Annotated in this window: 17 protein-coding genes and 1 riboswitch; of the genes, 13 read left to right on the top strand and 4 right to left on the bottom strand. The window is 57.2% G+C overall.

The genetic code is table 11. From position 1 onward, the window contains the following. Positions 1–529 precede the first annotated feature (529 nt). The 4 genes from AACV31_RS06980 to AACV31_RS06965 all read left to right on the top strand — a co-directional run bounded on the left by AACV31_RS06980 (position 530) and on the right by AACV31_RS06965 (position 5,755). A complete protein-coding gene (locus AACV31_RS06980) occupies positions 530–1,087 on the top strand; it encodes a fimbrial protein (RefSeq protein ID WP_075197789.1) in 558 nt (185 codons plus the stop codon). A 54-nt stretch (positions 1,088–1,141) separates the two neighbouring features. After that, positions 1,142–1,840, top strand: coding sequence for a fimbrial biogenesis chaperone (locus tag AACV31_RS06975; protein WP_165156666.1), 699 nt, complete (start codon positions 1,142–1,144; stop codon positions 1,838–1,840). A gap of 45 nt (positions 1,841–1,885) precedes the next feature. Then, a complete protein-coding gene (locus AACV31_RS06970) occupies positions 1,886–4,555 on the top strand; it encodes a fimbria/pilus outer membrane usher protein (RefSeq protein ID WP_075197787.1) in 2,670 nt (889 codons plus the stop codon). A 108-nt stretch (positions 4,556–4,663) separates the two neighbouring features. After that, positions 4,664–5,755 (top strand): fimbrial protein, encoded by a 1,092-nt coding sequence (locus AACV31_RS06965; RefSeq protein ID WP_165156680.1) that lies wholly within the window; start codon positions 4,664–4,666, stop codon positions 5,753–5,755. Positions 5,756–5,823: 68 nt separating this feature from the next. Here the strand turns inward: AACV31_RS06965 and ppc are convergent, their stop codons facing one another. Beyond that, positions 5,824–8,475, bottom strand: a complete 2,652-nt coding sequence (gene ppc, locus AACV31_RS06960) for a phosphoenolpyruvate carboxylase (RefSeq protein ID WP_075197785.1) — start codon at positions 8,473–8,475, stop codon at positions 5,824–5,826. A 712-nt stretch (positions 8,476–9,187) separates the two neighbouring features. Beyond that, the gene (argE, locus tag AACV31_RS06955) at positions 9,188–10,339 is read right to left on the bottom strand and encodes an acetylornithine deacetylase (protein ID WP_161589983.1); all 1,152 of its coding nucleotides are present in this window, start codon (positions 10,337–10,339) and stop codon (positions 9,188–9,190) included. Positions 10,340–10,519: 180 nt separating this feature from the next. On the opposite strand from argE, the gene argC reads away from it, so the two are divergent. From argC to oxyR, 5 genes are all read left to right on the top strand, one after another. Continuing rightward, on the top strand, positions 10,520–11,524 hold the full coding sequence (gene argC, locus AACV31_RS06950) for an N-acetyl-gamma-glutamyl-phosphate reductase (RefSeq protein WP_165156668.1): 1,005 nt from the start codon (positions 10,520–10,522) through the stop codon (positions 11,522–11,524). A 14-nt stretch (positions 11,525–11,538) separates the two neighbouring features. Continuing rightward, complete coding sequence (gene argB, locus AACV31_RS06945) at positions 11,539–12,315, top strand: acetylglutamate kinase (RefSeq protein ID WP_105537472.1); 777 nt, start codon at positions 11,539–11,541, stop codon at positions 12,313–12,315. A gap of 26 nt (positions 12,316–12,341) precedes the next feature. Beyond that, entirely contained in the window at positions 12,342–13,559 is a 1,218-nt protein-coding gene (locus AACV31_RS06940) for an argininosuccinate synthase (protein WP_004386940.1), read from the top strand. Between the two features lie 208 nt (positions 13,560–13,767). Next, positions 13,768–15,141: an argininosuccinate lyase gene (argH, locus tag AACV31_RS06935; protein ID WP_007766270.1), complete on the top strand. Its 1,374-nt coding sequence runs from the start codon at positions 13,768–13,770 to the stop codon at positions 15,139–15,141. Positions 15,142–15,434: 293 nt separating this feature from the next. Then, positions 15,435–16,352, top strand: a complete 918-nt coding sequence (gene oxyR, locus AACV31_RS06930) for a DNA-binding transcriptional regulator OxyR (protein ID WP_007766273.1) — start codon at positions 15,435–15,437, stop codon at positions 16,350–16,352. Here oxyR and sthA read toward each other — a convergent pair. Further along, positions 16,335–17,735: a Si-specific NAD(P)(+) transhydrogenase gene (sthA, locus tag AACV31_RS06925; protein ID WP_007766278.1), complete on the bottom strand. Its 1,401-nt coding sequence runs from the start codon at positions 17,733–17,735 to the stop codon at positions 16,335–16,337. The genes oxyR and sthA overlap by 18 nt on opposite strands. A 193-nt stretch (positions 17,736–17,928) precedes the next feature. Here sthA and fabR point away from each other — a divergent pair, with 193 nt between their 5' ends. Beyond that, positions 17,929–18,567 carry an HTH-type transcriptional repressor FabR gene (gene fabR, locus AACV31_RS06920; protein WP_007779290.1) on the top strand — a complete coding sequence of 213 codons (639 nt, stop codon included), beginning with the start codon at positions 17,929–17,931 and terminating at the stop codon, positions 18,565–18,567. A 10-nt stretch (positions 18,568–18,577) separates the two neighbouring features. Next, the gene (locus tag AACV31_RS06915) at positions 18,578–18,937 is read left to right on the top strand and encodes a YijD family membrane protein (protein ID WP_007766281.1); all 360 of its coding nucleotides are present in this window, start codon (positions 18,578–18,580) and stop codon (positions 18,935–18,937) included. A 26-nt stretch (positions 18,938–18,963) separates the two neighbouring features. On the opposite strand, the gene trmA is transcribed toward AACV31_RS06915, so the two are convergent. Continuing rightward, complete coding sequence (gene trmA, locus AACV31_RS06910) at positions 18,964–20,067, bottom strand: tRNA (uridine(54)-C5)-methyltransferase TrmA (RefSeq protein WP_165156670.1); 1,104 nt, start codon at positions 20,065–20,067, stop codon at positions 18,964–18,966. A 118-nt stretch (positions 20,068–20,185) separates the two neighbouring features. Then, positions 20,186–20,370, top strand: a riboswitch (cobalamin riboswitch). Positions 20,371–20,440: 70 nt separating this feature from the next. Here trmA and btuB point away from each other — a divergent pair. Next, positions 20,441–22,291, top strand: a complete 1,851-nt coding sequence (btuB, locus tag AACV31_RS06905; RefSeq protein ID WP_165156682.1) for a TonB-dependent vitamin B12 receptor BtuB — start codon at positions 20,441–20,443, stop codon at positions 22,289–22,291. Beyond that, positions 22,236–23,087, top strand: a complete 852-nt coding sequence (murI, locus tag AACV31_RS06900) for a glutamate racemase (RefSeq protein ID WP_032805105.1) — start codon at positions 22,236–22,238, stop codon at positions 23,085–23,087. Before btuB ends, murI begins: the two co-directional genes overlap by 56 nt. Positions 23,088–23,274: the final 187 nt, after the last annotated feature.

Raw genomic sequence — 23,274 nt, 5'->3', positions numbered from 1 at the left:
TCTTTCTGGTTTTCATTCAAATTAATGATAATGAATAAGGCTGTTTGCCGCGTCGATAATTATTAGCCCTCAATTTTTCTTATTATCTGGGGAATAAAATATTGTTGGTCTTTCTCTTTTTTACGTTTTACTGATATTTAGGAAATAGTCCCGGTAATTTACAGGTGGTTATTTTTAAAAGTATTTTTTATGGCGCATGGGTTTGTTCATTGATGCCGGTAAAGGTTCGTCTATTGTTACGTGAATGATGATTTTTATAATGAGCACATCATCGTGACGTCGTTAATAATGCTTTCGGTTAAAACAGGGCTCGTCACTACTCACCAGACATTAATAAAGCGTAGTGCTCGAAAATGATGGTAAATGATCGCGTAATAATGAAAGGTAGCGCGCTTTTTAACGGCAGATATGTACCCGTTTTGTCCTGATACGCAGGGCGCATTCGGGGCGAAAATTATATTCACAGGCTGTGAATATAGTCCGGCTATTTTTATAAATAGCCTAACTTTTAATGTAATTAGGATGATATATGAAAAAGTTAGCACTTGGTCTTTCCCTGGCGGCGGCGATGGGGTTTGCCGCTACCGCGCAGGCTGCGTCTACCGGGACGATCACGTTTGAAGGAGAGCTGACGGCAACATCATGTGACGTAACCGTAGACGGTCAGGGCGCTGATGCGACCATTACGCTGCCGACGCTGGGTATTAATCAGCTTGAAGCCGCTGGCAAAACGGCGGGCCGCACCAATTTCGTAATGGAGCTTGCCAACTGCGAAGGCACGCTGACTACGGTTGCTGCCTACTTTGAAGCGGGCGCTTCTGTCGATCCGATTACCGGTCGCCTGAAAAACGCCACCGGCACGGATAATGCCAAAAATGTCAGCCTCCAGCTGCGTGATGCCTCCAGCTCCTCTTATGCCGTGATTAAAGCGGGTAGCGCCAGTCAGGCGACCGATACCACGTATATCGCCTATGACACGACCGATGGCTCCGCCACGCTGCCTTATGCGGTGGAATATTACGCAGAAGATACGACCACTGCCGGTAAGGTGAATAGCAGCGTCGTTTACTCACTGATGTATAAGTAAAAACGCGACAGGAAGGGGCAACCCTTCCTGTATTTCCTTAAGGGAGTGAATAGCATGGCGGATACCCTTTCCTGGAAAGGCGCGTTGTTTGCGCTGGCGGCGTGGTTCGCCTGCCCGGCGGCCATCGCCAGTATTGTGATTACCGGCACCCGGGTTATCTATCCGAGCGATGCGTCGGAAGTCAGCGTTAAGCTTGATAATAAAGGAAGCTCGCCGGTCTTAATTCAAAGCTGGATCGATGACGGCAATGCCGATGCCGCGCCAGAAACCATTCAGGTGCCGTTTGTGTTAACGCCGCCCATTAACCGGGTTGAGCCGGATAAAGGCCAGACGCTGCGTATTACTTTTACCGGTAAATTACTGCCGGCGGATCGTGAATCCGTTTACTGGCTTAACGTGCTGGAAATTCCTGCCCGAAAAGCGTCGGCGGTGAGCGATAACTATTTGCAGGTGGCATTTCGTTCACGCATTAAATTATTTCTTCGTCCAAAAGGCCTTGAAGGTAATGCCAATGAGGCGGTAACGCATGTGACCTGGCGCGCTAACGGTCAGACTATCGAGGCGATAAACCCTACGCCTTATTTTATTTCCCTGGTCAATCTGAAGGTTAACGGGAAAACCATTAATGCTGACATGATGTCGCCAAAATCCACCATGACGGTAAAGTTACCCGGCAGCCCGGGGAATAAACTCGCAGGCGTCCTTGTCAATGATTATGGCGCGCTGAATGAATTCGAGGCGACGCTGAAATAAGTCGTCGCTCTGTTTATTCAAGTATCACCCTAAAAGAGAAGCGTGATGAAAAACAGGATGCGCCAGGGAAATGCAGCGACGCGCGCGCCCGGCATTATGGCTGTGATGGTTTTTTTGCTGGCGACGCCGGGAGAGGCGGAAAACCTGCCGGGAAAGCCCGCTGAAAAGCCGACCGATATCGCCGAGCGCGTCGAATTCGATAATATTTTCCTGAATCTGGAAAATAAAAATGCGGTGGATTTGAGCCGTTTCGCCAATGGCGCGACGGCGCTGCCGGGCCGCTATCGCGCGTTGATATATATTAACGGGCAGGCGACGCTCACCAGTGAAATTGACGTGGTGGCGCAGCCGGATAAAACCAGCCGCGTCTGCCTGACGCCGGATCTGATTAAAACTATTCCGTTTAATTACGAAAAAGTGCCCAAGGATTTTCTGGCGACATTTCAGCAGGGTCAACCGTGCCTCGATCTCGAAAAGAAGCTCCCACATTCGGAAGTCGTCTTTGATACCAGTGAGCAGCGGCTCGATATTTCGGTCCCGCAAATTTATCTGCTGCATAACGCGCGCGGCAGTGTAAACCCTGAGCTGTGGGACAGCGGTATTCCGGCGCTGATGCTCGGGTATAACATGAACGGCTACTCCAGCCATGCCAACGGCGAAACGCTTAACTCTTTTTACTCAAGCCTTGAAGGCGGGTTGAACGTCGGCGCCTGGTATCTTCGCCATAATGGCTACTACAGCTATATGGAAGAGGGCGAGCGGCAATACAACAGCATCAGCACCTATCTGCAACGTGATATTCCGGCGATTAAAGGACGTGCGCTGGTTGGAGAGACCAATACGCAGGGCCAGGTGTTCGATACGCTGCCATTCAAAGGCGTTCAGGTCGCGAGCGATGAACGGATGCTGCCGGAATCGCAGCGCGGCTACGCGCCGGATATTCGCGGCGTCGCCCGTACCAATGCCCGCGTCACGGTACGCCAGAGCGGGCAGACCATCTATGAAACCACCGTCGCGCCCGGCGAATTTGCGATCAACGATCTCTACCCGACGGGCTACGGCGGCAATCTTGACGTGACCGTCTATGAAGCGGACGGCAGCGAACAGCATTTCCAGGTGCCTTACGCCTCGGTGGCGCAACAGTTGCGCCCCGGCGCGCTGCGCTATTCCGTCGTGGCGGGGGAGTATCGCAATGATTCCCTGCGCAGCAAACCGGCGCTGTATCAGGCGACTTACCAGTACGGGATCTCCAACCGCCTGACCAGTTATGGCGGCGTGCAGGTGAGCCAGGGCTATTACGCGCTGCTGTTTGGGATGGCCTTCGGTACGCCGCTGGGTTCGCTGGCGCTGGACATCACGCAGGCGCGCACGCATCTGGATAACGGCACTTACGTGAATGGTCAGCGTCAGGCCGACAGCCTCAGCGGGCAGAGCTACAAACTCAGCTTCAGCAAAGATATCACGGAGACGCGTAGCAATATTTCGCTGGCGGCCTATCGCTTCGCGACCAGCCAGTACATGGATTTTCAGACCGCGATGCTGACGCGCGACGCGGTCGATCGCGGTGATTCGCCGGACAGTATTCTGCGCATGAAAAACCAGTTTGTGGCGACGGTCAGCCAGGGGCTGGATGACGGTTGGGGGCAGTTTTACCTCAGCGGCTCGCTACAGGATTACTGGAACAAAGCGGGCTCCGATAAACAGTTTCAGGTCGGCTATAACAACACCTATAAAAGCCTGACGTACGGCCTGACGGTGAGCCGCACCTACAGCAAAGAGAACGAAGGGCAGACTAACTATTTGCTGACCATGAGCTTCCCGCTGGGTCAGGACTTTGAGCAGCACACGCCCCATGCGCATATCGATTTAACGCGTGACAGCAACGGCCATGACGCACAGCAGCTTGGCATCTCCGGCTCGCTTGGCGAGTACAACCAGATGAACTACAGCATGACCGCGATGAACGGCGATCAGGGAGAAGGCACCAGCGGCTCCTTTAACGCCGATTACCGCAGTCAGGTCACGTCACTGAGCGGCGGCTATAGCGTGGGCGATAACTATAGCAGCGTGTCGCTCGGCGCCACCGGCACTATTCTCGCCCATTCGGGCGGACTGACGTTTACGCCGTATAACTCAGATACTTTCGCGCTGGTGGAGGCGAAAGGGGCGCGCGGCGCGGCGGTGTCGTCCTATCCTGGCGTGTTTGTGGATGGCCGTGGCTACGCCGCCGTGCCGTATCTCGACCCGTACCAGTTCAACGACATTACTGTCGATCCGAAAACCGCGCCGGTGAATGTGGAGCTGGAGAACACCTCGCAGAAAGTGGCGCCTTATCTGGGGGCGGTCGTCAAGCTTACCTACAAAGCCAATACCGGCACACCGGTCCTTATCGCCTCGCGCTATCAGGGCGAGCCGGTGCCGTTCGGCGCGATGGTGTTTGACGCTGAAGGCAATCAGGTGGGCTCGGCAGGGCAGGGCGGGCTGGTCTATGCGCGCGTTGGCAATAACCAGGGACAGCTGACGGTTAAATGGGGCGAAAGCGTCGGCATGCAGTGTCTTATCAGCTATTTACTGATGCCGCAGGCGGAAGGGCAGCGGCCGTCTATTCAGCGCTTCGATACGCCGTGTCTGCCGCCTGCCGGGGCCGTGTCGCCCTCGTCATCGCTACAGATCTCCACGGAGAGACGCCGCCAGGCTGCTTTTGCGGCCAGATAACCCCGGCCTGACGGGCCGGGCAATAACACTTTTCCTGTGACAGGAACGATGCACTGTAAAGAGGGAATTATGGCTGTAAGGAAAACGGTTTTAACTCTCCGGGCCGGAATGCTTTTGCTGCTGGCGTTCGGTAGCCACGCGCTGGCTTCAACGTCGTGTTCTTATCACGCCGGCTCGCACGCGATGAGCGTGACGCTGCCGATTAACGGGACGATTTCAGTCGGCTCTGACGCCTCTGACGGACGCACGCTCTACCGGCTGCATTACATGCCCAGCACACCGGTCAAAATTGACTGTTTATCAACCGGTAGCACGCCTTATGACGTCTCGTATGATTACCGCTGGACCAGCACGCCGCACGGGCTTTCACCCTGGAACGGGCCGCCGTATCCGGGCAAGGTCTGGGATACCAACCTGCCGGGGGTGGGCGTCGCGGTATGGGCGCAGGGCGCAAAAGATGTCGCTATTCCGGGAACGTATTACATCGACACCATTCACCCGCAACCTAATCAAAACGTTAACCACACGGTGAATAGCGAGTTCTGGCTCTATCTGATTAAAACCGGCCCCGTTCAGCCGGGATATGTGAACGGGCAGGATCTGCCGTCGATGGCGGTCGATTTCATCGCGTCGGGGGCCGCTGGCAGCCCGCTAAATGCGCTGAAAATCAACTTCACCGGGTCGGTGAATATCGCCGCGCTCTCCTGCACCACGCCGGATGTCAACGTGAAGCTCGGCACCTGGAGCGCGGAGAATGATTTCAGCGGCGTAGGCAGCGGGACGGAGTGGCGCGATGCGTCGATTACCCTGACCAACTGTCCACGCGCCTGGGGTATCCGCACCAATATCAACGCCAATGACAGCGGCATCACCTCCATGGGCAACGCCTCGCCGAACCCGGTGTGGATCACGATGAAGCCTTCCACCACGGTGATTGACGCCAGTAACGGTATTTTCTCCGTCACGCCGGGTAACGACAGCGCCAGCGGGGTCGGTATTCAGATAGCCAAAGGCAACGTGTCGGATGCGACGCATGAACCGATGGCGCTGAACACCTATACCAATAACTACTGGGATCTCAGCACCGACGATGTCTCCACGCACCGCATTCCGTTTGTGGCGCGCTATGTTCAGACGGAAGATCGCCTGCGCCCCGGCAAGGCGAACGGCGCGATTACGTTTACGGTGCTCTACTACTGACGCGTTATATTGCGCACAACGTAAAAAGCCCCGGCACGCCGGGGCTTTTTACGTTGTGCGGCGTGGCATCAGCCGGTGTTGCGCATCCCGGCCGCGACGCCTGCGATGGTGACCATCAGGGCCTGTTCAACGCACGGGTCTGCCGGTTTGCCTTCTTCTTCCGCCTGGCGTGAGCGGTGCAGCAGCTCTGCCTGAAGGACGTTCAGCGGGTCGGTGTAAATATTGCGCAGCTGGATGGACTCGGCAATCCACGGCAAGTCCGCCATCAGATGCGAGTCGTTGGCGATATCCAGCACCACTTTGATATCCGCTTCCAGCAGCTGGCGCAGCTCCTGGCCGAGCGGCCAGAGTTCCTTTTTCACCAGACGCTGATCGTAGTAGTCCGCCAGCCACAGATCCGCTTTGGCAAACACCATCTCCAGCATGCCGAGGCGCGTGGAGAAGAACGGCCAGTCGCGGCACATGGTTTCCAGCTCATCCTGTTTGCCATCTTCCACCACTTTTTGCAGCGCGGCGCCCGCGCCCAGCCAGGCGGGCAGCATCAGACGGTTTTGCGTCCAGGCGAAAATCCACGGAATGGCGCGCAGCGACTCAACGCCGCCGGTCGGGCGACGCTTGGCCGGACGTGAACCGAGCGGCAGTTTGCCGAGCTCCTGCTCTGGCGTGGCCGAGCGGAAGTACGGCACGAAATCTTTGTTTTCACGCACATAGCCGCGGTACATGGTGCAGGAGATGTCGGACAGCTCGTCCATGATGTGACGCCAGGCGGCTTTCGGCTCCGGCGGCGGCAGCAGGTTGGCTTCCAGAATGGCGCTGGTGTAGAGCGACAGGCTGCTGATGGTGACTTCCGGCAGACCATATTTAAAGCGGATCATCTCGCCCTGTTCGGTCACGCGCAGGCCGCCTTTCAGGCTGCCCGGCGGCTGGGAGAGCAGCGCCGCGTGCGCTGGCGCGCCGCCACGGCCAATGGAGCCGCCGCGTCCGTGGAACAGCGTCAGCGCGATACCCGCTTTCTCACAGGTTTTGATCAGCGCGTCCTGCGCCTGGTACTGCGCCCAGGAGGCGGCCATCACGCCCGCGTCTTTCGCGGAGTCGGAATAGCCAATCATCACCATCTGTTTGCCCTGGATAAAGCCGCGATACCAGTCGATATTCAGCAACTGGGTCATTACGTCGTTGGCGTTATTCAGGTCATCAAGCGTTTCAAACAGCGGCGCCACCGGCAGCGCGAAGCCAATACCCGCCTCTTTCAGCAGCAGGTGAACGGCCAGCACGTCAGACGGCGTTTTCGCCATGGAAATCACATAAGCGGCGATCGAGCCTTTCGGCGCTTCGGCGATCACTTTGCAGGTTTCCAGCACTTCGCGAGTGTTGTCGCTCGGCTCCCACTGGCGCGGCAGCAGCGGACGTTTGGAGTTGAGTTCGCGGATAAGGAATGCTTGTTTGTCGGCTTCCGACCAGCTTTCGTAGTCGCCGATGCCGAGATAGCGGGTCAGCTCGCCCAGCGCTTCGGTGTGGCGGGTGCTCTCCTGGCGGATGTCGATACGCACCAGCGGCACGCCGAAGGCTTTAACGCGGCGCAGGGTGTCGAGCAGTTCGCCATTGGCGATAATCCCCAGCCCACAGGCGACAAGCGATTCATAGCAGGCGTAGAGCGGCTCCCAGAGCTGTTCGTTCTGGGTCAGCAGGCCCTGCGGCTTCGGCAGCTTCTGGCCTTTCAGGCGCGCTTCAAGCCAGGCCTGGGTCGCGAGCAGCTGCGCGCGCAGCCCTTTCAGCAGGTAACGGTAAGGCTCCTGCGCGCCCTCGGTGCCGACGTAGTCGCGCAGCGCGTCGCTGCACTCCACCATCGAGAGTTCGGAAATCAGCACCTGAATATCTTTCAGGAACAGATCGGTCGCTTTCCAGCGGCTCAGCAGCAGGACGTGGCGGGTTATATCCGCGGTGACGTTCGGGTTGCCGTCGCGGTCGCCGCCCATCCAGGAGGTGAAACGCACCGGCACGAAATCCACCGGCAGTTTGTAATCGAGATGCGCTTCGAGCTGTTCGTTCAGCTCACGCAGGTAATTCGGCACGCCTTCCCACAGGCTGTTTTCCACCACCGCGAAGCCCCATTTGGCTTCGTCCACCGGGCTTGGGCGGTTTTTGCGAATTTCATCGGTATGCCAGGACTGCGCGATAAGCTGGCGCAGGCGGCGCGTAATCTGGTTGCGCTCGTAGTCGGCGATATCTTTGTGGTCGAGCTGTTTTAAGCAGTTGTTCACTTCGACCATTTTGTGGATAAGCGTACGGCGGGTGATCTCGGTCGGGTGCGCGGTCAGCACCAGCTCCAGCGACAGCGATTCCACGGCCTGACGAATCGCGGTTTCGTTGATGTCCGGCTGATCTTTGAGCTTACGCAGGGTGCGGGCGATAACTTCCGGGTTGCTGGCGGCTTCGCCTTTCGGCGAAATGCTGTGGTATTGCTCGGCGGTATTGGCCAGATTCAGGAACTGGCTGAATGCGCGGGCCACCGGCAGCAGTTCATCATTGGAAAGGTTTTGCAGCGTGGTTAACAGCGCCTGGCGGTCGGCCTCATTGCCAGCACGGGACGACTTCGACAATTTGCGGATTGTTTCTACGCGGTCAAGGATGTTTTCTCCCAGCGCATCCTTGATGGTATCCCCGAGCAACTTGCCGAGCATACTGACATTGCTTCGCAAAGCGGAATATTGTTCGTTCATATAACCCCAGACACCCCATCTCAATTATGTTTAATACCCGTCGTCTTTCGCGCCGCAGGCGCGTTGGCCGCGCCTGGCGATCCCGGTCACTTACCGATGTAAGCTCCCGGGGCTCACCAGGCTTGCCGCCTTCCTGCAACACGAAATCCTTGGGTATAGGTTCTGCAAAAAATCAGGACACCGAAAAGCGATAGCTTTTACTTACGTCCGAAAGTTCAGGCTTGAATGACTTCTTACTTTATAAAGCCACGTGAAATCCCGTTCGTCAATTGCTGCGAAATCGCTTCAGCAAGTGAATAAAGCGCGGCAATTTATGAAAGTTAATTCACGTTATTGCAGATAAGTAACGCTTATGAAAATAGCGTGCAGGCGCCAGGAGCGATATGCAGTCGCACGCGCTGCGTGAGAGGGTAAACGCAGTGGAATGGGCTGAGTGTGCCTGGCAGACTGGCGGGTGCGCGTGGCTTACCCGCCCTACGATGAAACGGTGGCGCTACAACGGCGGGTGCGCGAGCTTACCCGCCCTACGGTGAAACGGCGGCGCTATTTGGGTTTTGTCGTTTGTAGGGTGGATAAGCGTAGCGCATCCACCGTTGGTTTGATGGCGGGTGCGCTTCGCTTACCCGCCCTACGGTGAAATCGGCGGCGCTATTTGGGTTTATCGTTTGTAGGGTGGATAAGCGTAGCGCATCCACCATGACATTCAGGGCATTCAGTGCCAGCAGAAGTGGTGCACCACCTGCGAAATTAATTCGCGGGTCGGCTTGATGAACCGCGTTTCCAGATATTCATCCGGCTGGTGGGCCTGATTAATCGAACCGGGGCCGAGCACCAGCGTCGGGCAAATCGTCTGAATAAACGGCGCTTCGGTGCAGTAGTTCACCACATCGGTTTGCGCGCCGAGCAGCTTTTCCACCACCTGCACCAGCTTGTGATCCGGCGGACATTCGTAGCCGGGGATCGGCGGATGCAGATCGTAGACCGTCAGGCGGCCCGGCCAGCGCAGGCTCACCGGCTCCAGCGCCTCGTTCAGCAGGCCGCTCAAATCGTCAAGCGTCATGCCCGGCAGCGGACGAATATCCATGTGCAGCTCGCAGCAGGCGCAGATACGGTTCGACGCGTCGCCGCCGTGAATATGGCCGAGGTTAAGCGTCGGGTAAGGCACCGTAAACGCGTCATAGTGATAACGCGCTTTGAGCGAATCGCGCAGCTGCATAATGCGCCCGATGGCGTCATGCATCAGCTCAATGGCGTTGATGCCGCGCTCCGGGTCGCTGGAGTGGCCGGATTGACCCTCTACGCGGATAGCGCTGGAGATATGGCCTTTATGGGCGCGGATCGGCTGTAGCGAGGTCGGCTCGCCGATGATGGCGCAGTCCGGACGAAGCTGGGTGGTTTCAGCGAAATAACGCGCGCCCGCCATGCTCGTCTCTTCATCGGCGGTCGCCAGGATGTAGAGCGGTTTTTTCAGCTGCGTCACATCCACGTCACGCAGCGCATCGAGAATAAACGCGAAAAAGCCTTTCATATCGGCGGTGCCGAGCCCGAACAGTTTGTTGTCATGCTCGGTCAGCGTGAAAGGATCGCGCGTCCAGCGCCCGTCGTCGAAAGGCACGGTATCGGTATGCCCGGCCAGCAACAGGCCGCCCGCGCCGCTGCCGGCGCTCGCCAGCATATTGAATTTATTGCGCGTACCGGGAACCGGCTGCACTTCGACCTGGAAGCCGAGACTGCCAAACCATTCCGCCAGCAAATTGATTAAAGTCGCATTGCTCTGATCGAGCGCGCTGTCGGTAGCGCTGATGGATGGCGTAGCGATAAGCGTGCGGTAAATCTCGATAAAAGGCGGTAATTTCATTTTCACTGTTGACAGACCTCAGGTCGTGATAGTATCAATATTCATGCAGTATTAGTGAATAAAAATACATTAACGTTGAGCGTAAGGGAACCGCCGGGTTCCGGTGAAGACGATACGCTCGCGGACGCGGCAACGGCCCGGAGGCCCGCGCCTGAAATACATGACGGTAAAAGGTATCCAGCCCCGATGTTGAACACGCTGATTGTTGGCGCCAGTGGTTATGCCGGCGCAGAGCTTGCGACCTACGTGAATCGCCACCCGCATATGAACATAACCGCATTGACGGTCTCAGCGCAAAGCAATGATGCGGGAAAGTTAATCTCCGATCTGCATCCGCAACTGAAAGGCGTGCTTGACCTGCCGCTGCAGCCGATGGGCGACATTCGCGAGTTCACCGACGGCGTGGATGTGGTGTTTCTCGCCACCGCCCATGAAGTCAGCCACGATCTCGCGCCGCAGTTTCTCGACGCGGGCTGCGTAGTGTTCGACCTCTCCGGCGCCTTTCGCGTTAACGACGCCGCGTTCTATGACAAATTTTATGGTTTCACGCATCAGCACCCGGAGTTGCTGGCGCAGGCAGTGTATGGCCTGGCGGAGTGGAACCACGAGGCGCTGAAAGAAGCGACGCTGGTGGCGGTGCCGGGATGCTACCCGACCGCGGCGCAGCTCTCGCTGAAACCGCTGATTGACGCCGGTTTGCTGGATCTGAGCCAGTGGCCGGTGATTAACGCCACCAGCGGCGTGAGCGGCGCGGGGCGTAAAGCGGCTATCTCCAACAGCTTCTGTGAAGTGAGCCTCCAGCCTTACGGCATTTTTACGCATCGTCATCAGCCGGAAATCACGAGCCACCTGGGCGCGGAGGTGATTTTCACGCCGCACCTCGGCAACTTCCCACGTGGCATTCTGGAAACCATCACCTGCCGCCTGAAGCCGGGTGTGAGCGCGCAGCAAGTCGCCGCAACCTTCCAGGACGCTTACGGCGACAAACCGCTGGTGCGGCTGTATGACAAAGGCGTGCCCGCGCTGAAAAACGTAGTGGGCCTGCCGTTTTGCGATATCGGCTTCGCCGTGCAGGGCGAACATCTGATCGTGGTCGCCACGGAAGATAACCTGCTGAAAGGCGCCGCCGCGCAGGCGGTGCAGTGTATGAATATTCGTTTTGGCTTCGCCGAAACGCAGTCACTTATTTAACCGAGTCAGGTGTGATGATGAATCCGTTAATCATTAAGTTAGGCGGTGTGTTGCTCGACAGCGAAGAGGCGCTGGAGCGTCTTTTTACCGCCCTCGTTAACTATCGCAAGGAGCATCAGCGTCCGCTGGTTATCGTTCACGGCGGCGGCTGCCTCGTTGACGACCTGATGAAGCAGCTCAACCTGCCGGTGAAAAAGAAAGACGGCCTGCGCGTCACGCCTGCCGATCAAATCGACATTATTACCGGCGCGCTGGCGGGTACCGCCAACAAGACGCTGCTCGCCTGGGCGAAAAAACACGGTATCGCCTCCGTCGGCCTGTTTCTGGGCGACGGCGACAGCGTCAGCGTGACGCCGCTGGATGAAGAACTGGGCCATGTGGGCCAGGCGCATCCGGGTTCGCCGACGCTGATTAACACGCTGCTGGAAAACGGCTTTATGCCGGTGATTAGCTCGATTGGCGTCACGGACAACGGCGACCTGATGAACGTGAACGCCGACCAGGCGGCCACGGCGCTCGCGGCAACGCTCGGCGCGGATCTGATTCTGCTCTCTGATGTGAGCGGCATCCTGGACGGCAAAGGCCAGCGCATCGCCGAGATGACCTCCGCGAAAGCCGAGCAGCTTATCGCGCAGGGCATTATCACCGACGGAATGATTGTCAAAGTGCATGCGGCGCTGGACGCCGCCCGCACGCTGGGCCGCCCGGTGGACATCGCCTCCTGGCGCCACGCGGAGCAGTTGCCTGCTTTATTTAATGGCGTGTCTATCGGCACGCGCATTTTGGCCTAATTACAAGATTTTAAAGGAAACAGACAATGCAAAATCACGGCATCAAAAAAGTTGTTCTCGCTTACTCCGGCGGCCTCGATACCTCTGCCATCATTCCGTGGCTGAAAGAAAACTATGAAGGCTGCGACGTGGTCGCCTGCGTGGTCGATATCGGCCAGGATCGTGACGATCTGAAAGGCGTTGAGCAGAAAGCGCTGCGCTCTGGCGCGTCTGAGTGCTATGTGGTCGATGCGCGTGAAGAGTTCATCAAAGATTACGTTTACCCGGTGCTGCAAACCGGCGCGCTGTATGAAGGCAGCTATCTGCTGGGCACCTCAATGGCGCGTCCGCTGATCGCCAAAGCGCTGGTGGACGTGGCGAAGAAAGTCGGCGCCGACGCGCTGTGCCACGGCGCGACGGGTAAAGGCAACGACCAGGTGCGTTTCGAATCCGCCTGGGCGGCGCTGGCTCCGCACCTGAAAGTCATCGCCCCGTGGCGTGAGTGGAACCTGCGTTCCCGTGAAGCGCTGCTCGATTACCTGAAAGCGCGCGATATCCCGACCACCGCGTCGCTTGAGAAAATCTACAGCCGTGACGAGAACGCCTGGCATATCTCTACCGAAGGCGGCGTGCTGGAAAGCCCGTGGAATGCCCCGAACCAGGATTGCTGGGTCTGGACGGTCGATCCTAAAGACGCGCCGGACGAGGCGGAGCAGGTGACCGTGACCGTTGAGAAAGGCAATGTGGTTGCTGTTAACGGCGAACACCTGACCCCGTTTGGCTGCCTGGAAGTACTGAACAAAATCGGCGCGAAGCATGGCGTGGGCCGTATCGATATCGTGGAAAACCGCCTGGTGGGCATTAAATCCCGCGGCTGCTACGAAACCCCGGGGGGCACCATCATGATGGCGGCGCTGCGCGGCGTTGAGCAACTGGTGCTGGATCGCGATAGCTTTAAATGGCGTGAGCAGGTTGGTCTTGAGATGTCTTATGTCGTGTATGACGGCCGCTGGTTCGCCCCGCTGCGCCAGTCTCTGCAGGCGGCGGCGCAGTCGCTGGCCGAGCAGGTGAGCGGCGAAGTGGTGCTGGAACTCTATAAAGGCCGTGTCACCGCGATTCAGAAGAAATCGACCAACAGCCTGTATAACGAAGAGTTCGCGACCTTCGGCGAAGACGAAGTGTACGATCACAGCCACGCGGGCGGCTTTATCCGTCTGTTCTCCCTCTCTTCACGCATCCGTGCGCTGAATGAGCTGAAGAAGTAATCTGCTGTTGCGTGTGTGGCGGGTGCGCTGACGCTTACCCGCCCTACGCGCGGTAAGCGGGTCACGGGGCAGCAAAGCGCCCCCGTCGCAGAAAAGCAGCACACTATTTGTAGGGCGGGTCACCCGCCATTTAAGAGATAACCAGAACAGTTGTAGTGCGGGTAAGCAAAGCGCACCCGCTATTGCAAGACAGATAACGGAGCGGATTATGGCACTTTGGGGCGGACGTTTTACTCAGGCGGCAGACGGGCGGTTTAAACAATTTAATGACTCTCTGCGCTTTGATTACCGACTCGCCGAGCAGGACATTATCGGTTCCGTGGCCTGGTCTAAAGCGCTGGTTACCGTCGGCGTGCTGACCGCGCAGGAGCAAAGCCAGCTCGAAGGCGCGCTCAATACGCTGCTGGAAGAGGTGCTGGAAAACCCGCACGCGATTCTGGAAAGCGACGCGGAAGATATTCACAGCTGGGTGGAAGGCAAGCTTATCGACAAAGTCGGCCCGCTCGGCAAAAAACTCCATACCGGACGTAGCCGTAACGATCAGGTCGCGACTGATCTGAAACTCTGGTGTAAAACCCAGGTGCATGCGCTGCTGAGCGCCACGCGTCAGCTCCAGCAGGCGCTGGTGGTCACCGCCGAAGAAAATCAGGACGCGGTAATGCCAGGTTACACCCACCTGCAACGCGCCCAGCCGGTGACGTTCGCGCACTGGTGCCTGGCGTATGTCGAAATGCTGGCGCGTGATGAAAGCCGCCTGAAGGATACGCTGAAACGTCTCGACGTCAGTCCGCTCGGCAGCGGCGCGCTCGCCGGTACGGCGTATGAGATTGACCGTGAGCAACTGGCGGGCTGGCTCGGCTTCGCCAGCGCCACCCGCAATAGTCTGGACAGCGTTTCCGATCGTGACCATGTGCTGGAATTGCTGTCGGATGCCGCCATCAGCATGGTGCATCTGTCGCGCTTCGCGGAAGACCTGATTTTCTTTAACTCCGGCGAAGCGGGCTTCGTCGAGCTGTCCGATCGCGTGACGTCCGGCTCCTCGTTAATGCCGCAGAAGAAAAACCCGGACGCGCTGGAGCTGATTCGCGGCAAGTGCGGCCGCGTGCAGGGCGCGCTCACCGGCATGATGATGACGCTGAAAGGCCTGCCGCTCGCGTACAACAAAGATATGCAGGAAGACAAAGAAGGGCTGTTCGACGCGCTCGACACCTGGCTCGATTGCCTGCATATGGCGGCGCTGGTGCTGGACGGCATTCAGGTGAAACGTCCGCGTTGCCAGGAAGCCGCGCAGCAGGGCTACGCCAACGCCACGGAGCTGGCGGATTATCTGGTCGCCAAAGGCGTCCCGTTCCGCGAAGCGCACCACATTGTGGGCGAGGCGGTGGTGGAGGCGATTCGTCAGGGCAAACCGCTGGAAGATTTGACGCTCGCCGACCTGCAAAAATTCAGCCCGGTAATCAATGACGACGTTTACCCGGTGCTGTCGCTCCAGTCGTGTCTCGATAAACGCGCGGCGCAGGGCGGCGTCTCGCCGGTACAGGTGGCGCAGGCGATTAGCGCGGCGAAAGCGCGACTGGCGTAAGCGTTACTGGCAGGAGAAAGCCCGGCGGATGTCGGGCTTTTTTTATGGGCACCCGAAATACCTTCCCGAAAAATGGGCAAAAAAAAGCGGACTTACTGTCCGCTAAATAGTTCACGTTGGCTTTAGTTATACGGCTAACAGAGAGACTCTGTTTGCGGGTTATCACTCAGTGAGGGTAACGAGTGATGTTCTCCGCGGCTGAGGCTATTATTCACTTTCGGGCTTGATAGGGATAATCGTTGGTTGCTATGCTATCTATCGCCATGAACTATCATGGCGGCGGAGGATGAAGAATGAATATTCGTGATCTTGAATACCTGGTGGCCCTTGCCGAACATCGCCATTTCCGGCGTGCGGCGGATGCCTGCCACGTGAGTCAGCCAACCCTGAGCGGTCAAATCCGCAAGCTTGAAGATGAACTCGGCGTGATGCTGCTGGAACGCACCAGCCGCAAAGTGCTGTTCACCCAGGCGGGGCTGCTGCTGGTAGACCAGGCGCGTACCGTTTTACGTGAAGTCAAAGTGCTTAAAGAGATGGCGAGCCAGCAGGGCGAAACCATGTCCGGCCCGCTGCATATTGGCCTTATCCCGACCATCAGCCCCTATCTGCTGCCGCAAATCATCCCGATGCTGCATCAGACGTTCCCCAAACTCGAAATGTATCTGCACGAAGCGCAGACGCATCAGCTGCTGGCTCAGCTCGACAGCGGCAAGCTCGACTGCGCGATCCTGGCGCTGGTAAAAGAGAGCGAAGCCTTTATCGAAGTGCCGCTGTTTGATGAGCCGATGCTGCTGGCGGTCTATGAAGATCACCCGTGGGCCGGACGCGAGCGCGTGCCGATGGGCGAACTGGCCGGCGAAAAACTGCTGATGCTGGAAGACGGCCACTGCCTGCGCGATCAGGCGATGGGCTTCTGCTTCGAAGCGGGCGCGGATGAAGACACGCATTTCCGCGCGACCAGCCTTGAAACGCTGCGCAATATGGTGGCGGCAGGCAGCGGCATTACGCTTTTGCCTGCGCTCGCCGTACCGCCGGAGCGCCATCGCGACGGCGTCGTTTATCTGCCCTGCGTGAAGCCGGAGCCGCGACGCACCATCGGTCTGGTGTATCGTCCGGGCTCGCCGCTGCGTAGCCGCTATGAGCAGCTCGCAGAGGCCATCCGCAAACAGATGGATGGCCGCTTCGACAGCGCGTTAAAACAGGCGGTTTAAGCCGTTCAGCGCGGCGACCCGATAGGCTTCCGCCATGGTCGGGTAGTTAAAGGTGGTGTTAACGAAGTACTCAATGGTGTTACCGCCACCTTTCTGCTCCATAATCGCCTGGCCGATATGAATAATCTCGGCCGCGCGCTCCCCAAAACAGTGAATGCCCAGAATCTCTTTGGTTTCGCGGTGGAACAAAATCTTCAGCGTGCCCACGTTCATCCCCACGATTTGCGCGCGCGCCAGATGTTTAAACTGCGCGCGACCCACTTCGTAAGGCACCTTCATGGCGGTGAGCTGCTGTTCGGTTTTGCCGACGGAGCTGATTTCCGGAATGGTATAGATGCCGGTTGGAATATCTTCCACCAGATGCGCCGACGCCACGCCTTTCACCAGCGCCTGCGCGGCGATGCGGCCCTGATCGTAGGCGGCGGAAGCCAGGCTCGGATAACCGATGACATCGCCCACGGCGTAGATATGCGGCAGCGCGGTCTGGTACATGCTGTTCACTTTCAGCAGCCCGCGGCCATCGGCCTCAAGACCGATATTCTCCAGCGCCAGCGAATCGGTGTTGCCGGTGCGTCCGTTCGCATAGAGCAGACAGTCGGCTTTCACTTTTTTGCCTGACTTCAGGTGCACTATCACGCCATCGTCCACGCCTTCGATACGCTCATATTCTTCGTTGTGGCGAATCACCACGCCGCTGTTCCAGAAGTGGTATGAGAGCGAATCTGACATCTCCTGATCGAGGAACGCCAGCAGACGGTCGCGGGTGTTGATGAGATCCACCTTGACGTTCATCCCGCGGAAAATCGACGCGTACTCACAGCCGATGACGCCCGCGCCGTAAATAATCACGTGACGCGGCTCATGATGCATGCTGAGAATGGAGTCGCTGTCGTAGATGCGCGAGTGGTTGAAATCCACATCGTCCGGGTGATAGGGACGCGAGCCGCAGGCAATCACAAATTTCTCGGCGGTCAGGGTCTCTATCGAGCCGTCCTGGCAGGTGAGCTCAATCGTGTGTTCATCAATAAAACGCGCGTCGCCCTGCAGGATCTGACAGCGGTTGCGCTCATAAAAGCCCTGGCGCATGTTGGTCTGCTGATTGATCACGTTGTCGGCGTGGTTAAGGATGTCGGCGAAAGAGGAACGGAGAGGACGGGAGTGGGCGCTGTATAACGGGTTCTGGTTAAATTCAATGATACGGCTGACGGCGTGGCGTAGCGCTTTCGACGGGATGGTGCCCCAGTGGGTGCAACCGCCGCCGACATTATGGTAGCGCTCTATTACGGCTACCGTGGCGCCCTGTTTCACCAGGCCCATTGCAGCACCTTCGCCGCCGGGACCAGAGCCAATCACTATTACATCATAATCGTAGGTTTGTGGCATGGTAAGGCTTACCTTGTTCTTATACATAAAAGCAACAGAATAGTAACATCACCCAGAGAATAACCCAATTCTCGCTGTGCGTTTTGCCATCTCTGGTCGCCTGCGTTTCGTAAACAATCATTCACAATCCGTTATAAACCCGGTAGTTTTAAAACTGGTATAGTGCCGTTTCAACAGGAAGAAAGCAGGCAAGGTGATGGGCGTCAGAGCGCAACAGAAAGAACGAACCCGGCGGTCGCTGGTGGAAGCCGCGTTTAGCCAGCTAAGCGCGGAAAGAAGTTTCGCCAGCCTGAGCCTGCGCGAAGTGGCGCGCGAGGCGGGCATTGCGCCGACCTCGTTTTACCGGCACTTTCGCGACGTGGATGAGCTGGGCCTGACGATGGTGGATGAAAGCGGTCTGATGCTGCGCCAGTTGATGCGCCAGGCGCGCCAGCGTATCGCTAAAGGCGGCAGCGTGATCCGCACGTCGGTTTCCACCTTTATGGAGTTTATCGGCAACAACCCGAACGCGTTCCGGCTGCTGCTGCGCGAGCGCTCCGGCACGTCAGCGGCGTTTCGCGCCGCGGTGGCGCGTGAAATCCAGCATTTCATCGCGGAACTTGCCGATTATCTGGAACTCGAAAATCATATGCCGCGCGCGTTTACCGAGGCTCAGGCGGAGGCGATGGTGACTATTGTCTTTAGCGCCGGCGCTGAAGCGCTGGACGTGAGCCCGGAACAGCGCGGGCAATTAGAAGAGCGACTGGTCTTGCAGCTGCGCATGATTTCTAAAGGCGCTTACTACTGGTACCGTCGCGAGCAAGAAAAGATGGCGCAAAATTCCGATAAGTGAAGGACGAGCAATGAGAACCACGACACAAGAAAAGGGTACGCTGCTGCTGGCGCTGATCGCCGGTCTGTCGATTAACGGCACCTGTGCGGCGCTGTTTAGCTCCATCGTGCCTTTCTCGATTTTCCCGATTATTTCGCTGGCGCTGACGGTTTACTGTCTGCATCAGCGCTACCTTAACCGCACGATGCCGGTGGGCCTGCCCGGCATCGCCGCCGCCTGCTTTATTCTGGGCGTATTGCTTTATAGCGCCGTGGTGCGCGCCGAGTATCCGGCGATTGGTTCTAACTTCCTGCCGTCGGTGCTGTCGGTGGTGCTGCTGTTCTGGATTGGTTTTCGCCTGCGTCGGCGTAAAGCGCGCTACGAAGAGTGAAGAAAAGGGCGCCGCGGCGCCCTTTTTTATGAGCGACGCGTTAACAATACGCCGCATTCCATATGGTGGGTGTAAGGGAACTGATCGAACAGCGCGAGGCGCTCGACGCGGTGCGTCTGGCTCAGCGTTTCGAGGTTTTCACAGAGCGTCTGCGGGTTGCAGGAGATATAAAGGATGTGCGGATACGCCTGCACCATTTTTACCGTTTCCTGATCCAGCCCGCTACGCGGCGGATCGACGAAGATCGTCTCGCACTGGTAGCTTTTCAGATCGATCCCCTGCAAGCGGTTAAATTCACGCACGCCGTTCATCGCCTGAGTAAATTCTTCCGCCGCCATGCGGATAATCTGCACGTTGTCGATGTGGTTGGCCGCAATGTTGTACTGCGCGGCGGCGACGGACGGCTTGGCGATTTCCGTCGCCAGGACGCGGTTAAAGTTGCGCGCCAGCGCCAGCGAGAAGTTGCCGTTACCGCAATAGAGCTCCAGCAGATCGCCTTTTGAACCCTGAGTGGCATCCAGCGCCCACTCCAGCATATGAATGTTCATCGCCGCGTTCGGCTGGGTAAAGCTGTTCTCTACCTGGCGGTAAATCATCTCTGTGCCCGCCACCGGCAGGCGCTCGTCGATGTAGTCCTGATCGAGCATGATTTTGGTTTTCGTCGCGCGACCGATGAAGTGCACGTCAAAACCCTCGGCGCGCAGCGCATCGCGAAGACGCGTCGCCTCTTCACGCCAGTCGTCACCCAGCGCGCGGTGATAAAGCAGCGAGACAACCGCCTGCTGGCTGCGGGTGGTCAGGTAGTCAATCTGGAACAGCTTATGGCGCAGCGTACGGTTGCCGCGAATTCCCTCGATCATGCGCGGCATCAGGGCGTTAATCAGCTCGCTCGCCGCCGGGAAACTGTCGACGCGAATGCGGCTGCGGGTCTCCTGATCGAAAATGATGTGGTAAAGGTCGTCGCCGTCATGCCAGAGGCGGAACTCGGCGCGCATGCGGTAGTGGCTTACCGGCGAGCGGAACACCTCCGGCGCTGGCGCAGCGAAAGGCGCCATCATGCTTTGCAGGCGCTCTGTTTTTTCGGCCAGCTGTGCGTCGTATTGATCGATAGGGAGATGTTCAGGGGTCATCATGCGTCCTGGGTGATAAAAATTTACGCCGGGATTGTAGGGAATGCGGGCGTGATGTCCAGCATTGATTGTTTTTGCATCATCACAGATGGAAGTCTGGACTTCTGTCCGGCGCACCATGTAGCATGCCGTCTCCGGTCTCCTGTGAGTGAAAAGGGAATCCAGTGCAAATCTGGAGCTGACGCGCAGCGGTAAAGACAGGTGGGATGAACGCGTTCGCAGACACTGCCGGCCTGCCGGTGGGAAGTCCTCATCCGTAACACACCTCCAAGCCCGAAGACCTGCCGGAGTCACGTCGCAACTCGCGCACTTATCGCGTTCTATCAAGTGCGCCTGCGGCATCCTACAAGTTAAGCGGATGCTTACGTTAATGATGATAAAAAAAATCTCGCTGCTGACGGCGCTTTCCGTCACGGCGTTTTCTGGCTGGGCGCAGGATAGCGGCTCAGATACTCTGGTGGTGACCGCAAACCGTTTTCAGCAGCCGGTCAATACGGTGCTGGCGCCGACCTCTGTCGTTACGCGCGAAGAGATCGAACGGTGGCAACCAAAAAGCCTGACGGAAGTCTTAGCGCGCTTACCGGGCGTGGATACGGAACAGAGTGGCGGCCTTGGCACCCTTTCTAACTTACATATTCGTGGTACTGAAACCCGTCATGTATTGCTGCTCATTGATGGCATTCCGTTAAATGACGCAGGCATTAGCAACGCGCCGGATATCAGCCAGATCCCGCTTTCGCTGGTGCAGCGCATCGAATACATTCGCGGCCCGCGCTCTGCCTTATATGGTTCTGACGCCATTGGCGGCGTAATCAACATTATTACCGGGCGCAGTAAGCCGGGCGGGGAAATTAACGCAGGCATCGGCTCTCACGGATATCAAAATTATGATGGTGCGGTGCAGCAGGTACTGGATAAGACCAAAATTACGCTGGCAGGTAATTACACTTATACAAAAGGATTTGATATCGCCGCGCTGGATGCGCCGCGCCAGCCCGATCGCGACGGCTTTATGAGTAAATCGCTTTATGGCGCGATTGAGCAGCAGATAACGGATAACCTGAGCGGCTTTTTCCGTGGGTTTGGGTACGACAACCGGACGGCGTATGACGGTTACGATTCTTATAATACTTCTTATACAGAGCTTCTCGGACGGCCGGATACGCGTCAGCTCTATGCCCAGAACTGGAATACGGGCCTGCGTTATGAACAGGATATATGGCAGTCTCAGTGGGTTGCTGGCTATGGGCGCAGTAAGGATATTAACTACGACCCGAAAAAAGGCCGTTACGCCGCCGCTACCACGATTGATGATGTGAAACAGTACACCGCACAGTGGCTGAATACCTTTACGGTAGGGCAAGGGAATATTGGCGCGGGCGTGGACTGGAAAAAGCAGACGACGCAAGCCGGCACGGGATACATGCAGGATGGATACCATCAGCATAATACCGGCGTGTTTGTTTCCGGAGTGCAGCAAATCCAGAGTGTGACGCTGGAAGCGGCCGCGCGTCGTGATGATGACTCTAATTTCGGCAACCATGCTACCTGGCAGACCAGCGCGGCGTGGGAGTTTATCGACGGTTATCGCCTCATTGGCTCTTACGGCACCGCCTATAAAGCGCCGACGATGAGTCAAATCCATAGCCCTAATTATGGTAATCCTGATCTTCAACCTGAAGAGAGTAAACAATGGGAAGGGGGTTTCGAAGGATTGACCGGGCCAGTTAACTGGCGCGTGACGGGCTATCGCAACGACATCGATAACCTTATCGGCTATGACGCCCAGTACCGTTTCTACAACGTTGATAAAGCGCGGATTAAAGGTATCGAAGCGACAGCGCAGTTTGATACCGGTCCGCTTAGCCATCAGTTTTCGTATGACTATGTCGACCCGCGTAACGCCAGAACGAATGCTGTGCTGAGCCGTCGCTCGAAGCAGCAGGTTAAATACCAGCTCGACTGGCAGATGTACAATCTGGACTGGAACGTGGCTTACCATTATCTCGGCACGCGCTATGACAGCGATTTTACGTCCTCCCCGACAAGACGCGTAAAAATGGGCGGCGTCAGCCTGTGGGATATCGCGGTTTCGTATCCGGTCACCTCTCATCTTACAGTTCGTGGTAAAATAGCTAACCTGTTCGATAAAGATTACGAGACGGTTTATGGCTACCAAACTGCAGGACGGGAGTACAACTTGTCAGGCAGCTACACCTTCTGAGGCCCGCCCAACCATACTGGTTTTTGACTCCGGTGTGGGTGGGCTCTCTGTTTATGATGAGATCCGGCATCTCCTGCCGGATCTGCATTACATCTATGCCTTCGATAACGTTGCATTTCCTTACGGCGAGAAGAGCGAAGCGTTTATCGTTGAGCGCGTCGTCGAGATTGTTACCGCCGTTCAGGCGCGCTACCCCCTGGCGCTCGCCGTTATCGCCTGCAACTCTGCCAGTACGGTTTCTCTCCCTGCTCTACGTGAAAAATTCGCGTTTCCTGTTGTGGGCGTGGTGCCTGCCATCAAACCAGCCGCGCGTCTGACGGCGAACGGCGTGGTGGGGCTGCTGGCCACCCGCGGAACGGTTAAGCGTCCTTATACACATGAGCTGATTGCGCGCTTCGCCAATGAATGCCAGATAGAAATGCTGGGTTCTGCGGAGCTGGTGGAAATTGCCGAGGCGAAACTGCACGGCGAACCGGTTTCGCTGGAGGCGCTGCGCCGCGTGCTGCGTCCGTGGCTGCGCATGCCGGAGCCGCCGGATACCGTCGTCCTTGGCTGTACGCACTTTCCGTTGCTGGCGGATGAACTGTTGCAGGTCTTGCCGGAAGGCACCCGGCTGGTGGATTCCGGCGCAGCGATTGCGAGACGTACCGCCTGGCTGCTGGAGCATGAGGCGCCGGATGCATGTTCTTCTGATGAGAATATTGCTTACTGCATGGCATTAACACCTGAAGTTGCGCAGTTAATGTCCGTTTTGCAGCGTTATGGGTTCAATAAGCTCGAAAAATTGCCAGTTTAAAGGCGTTTTGCACAAAAAAGAGACGGTTGAAAACTTTTTTGAAATTAGGGGTTGTCAGGCGGAAAGAACTCCCTATAATGCGCCTCCACTGACACGGCACAACGGCGAACGAGCCGGCCCGTCAGGCAGACGAAAGCGAAAATAAACGCTTGACTCTGAAAGAGGAAAACGTAATATACGCCACCTC

Source organism: Cronobacter sp. EKM101R, from assembly GCF_963888145.1.
Classification (GTDB): domain Bacteria; phylum Pseudomonadota; class Gammaproteobacteria; order Enterobacterales; family Enterobacteriaceae; genus Cronobacter; species Cronobacter turicensis.
Note: the sequence above shows the minus strand (reverse complement) of the source record. Positions and strands in the feature narration are given on the sequence as shown.

Bases quoted from the DNA above. Each gene is read 5' to 3' on its own strand.
- trmA (WP_165156670.1), bottom strand. From the start codon at position 20,067: ATGACCCCTGAACATCTCCCTATCGATCAATACGACGCACAGCTGGCC.
- oxyR (WP_007766273.1), top strand. From the start codon at position 15,435: ATGAATATTCGTGATCTTGAATACCTGGTGGCCCTTGCCGAACATCGC.
- argB (WP_105537472.1), top strand. From the start codon at position 11,539: ATGATGAATCCGTTAATCATTAAGTTAGGCGGTGTGTTGCTCGACAGC.
- AACV31_RS06940 (WP_004386940.1), top strand. From the start codon at position 12,342: ATGCAAAATCACGGCATCAAAAAAGTTGTTCTCGCTTACTCCGGCGGC.
- ppc (WP_075197785.1), bottom strand. From the start codon at position 8,475: ATGAACGAACAATATTCCGCTTTGCGAAGCAATGTCAGTATGCTCGGC.
- sthA (WP_007766278.1), bottom strand. From the start codon at position 17,735: ATGCCACAAACCTACGATTATGATGTAATAGTGATTGGCTCTGGTCCC.
- AACV31_RS06970 (WP_075197787.1), top strand. From the start codon at position 1,886: ATGAAAAACAGGATGCGCCAGGGAAATGCAGCGACGCGCGCGCCCGGC.
- AACV31_RS06975 (WP_165156666.1), top strand. From the start codon at position 1,142: ATGGCGGATACCCTTTCCTGGAAAGGCGCGTTGTTTGCGCTGGCGGCG.
- AACV31_RS06915 (WP_007766281.1), top strand. From the start codon at position 18,578: ATGAGAACCACGACACAAGAAAAGGGTACGCTGCTGCTGGCGCTGATC.
- argH (WP_007766270.1), top strand. From the start codon at position 13,768: ATGGCACTTTGGGGCGGACGTTTTACTCAGGCGGCAGACGGGCGGTTT.
- murI (WP_032805105.1), top strand. From the start codon at position 22,236: ATGGCTACCAAACTGCAGGACGGGAGTACAACTTGTCAGGCAGCTACA.
- AACV31_RS06980 (WP_075197789.1), top strand. From the start codon at position 530: ATGAAAAAGTTAGCACTTGGTCTTTCCCTGGCGGCGGCGATGGGGTTT.
- btuB (WP_165156682.1), top strand. From the start codon at position 20,441: ATGATAAAAAAAATCTCGCTGCTGACGGCGCTTTCCGTCACGGCGTTT.
- argC (WP_165156668.1), top strand. From the start codon at position 10,520: ATGTTGAACACGCTGATTGTTGGCGCCAGTGGTTATGCCGGCGCAGAG.
- AACV31_RS06965 (WP_165156680.1), top strand. From the start codon at position 4,664: ATGCTTTTGCTGCTGGCGTTCGGTAGCCACGCGCTGGCTTCAACGTCG.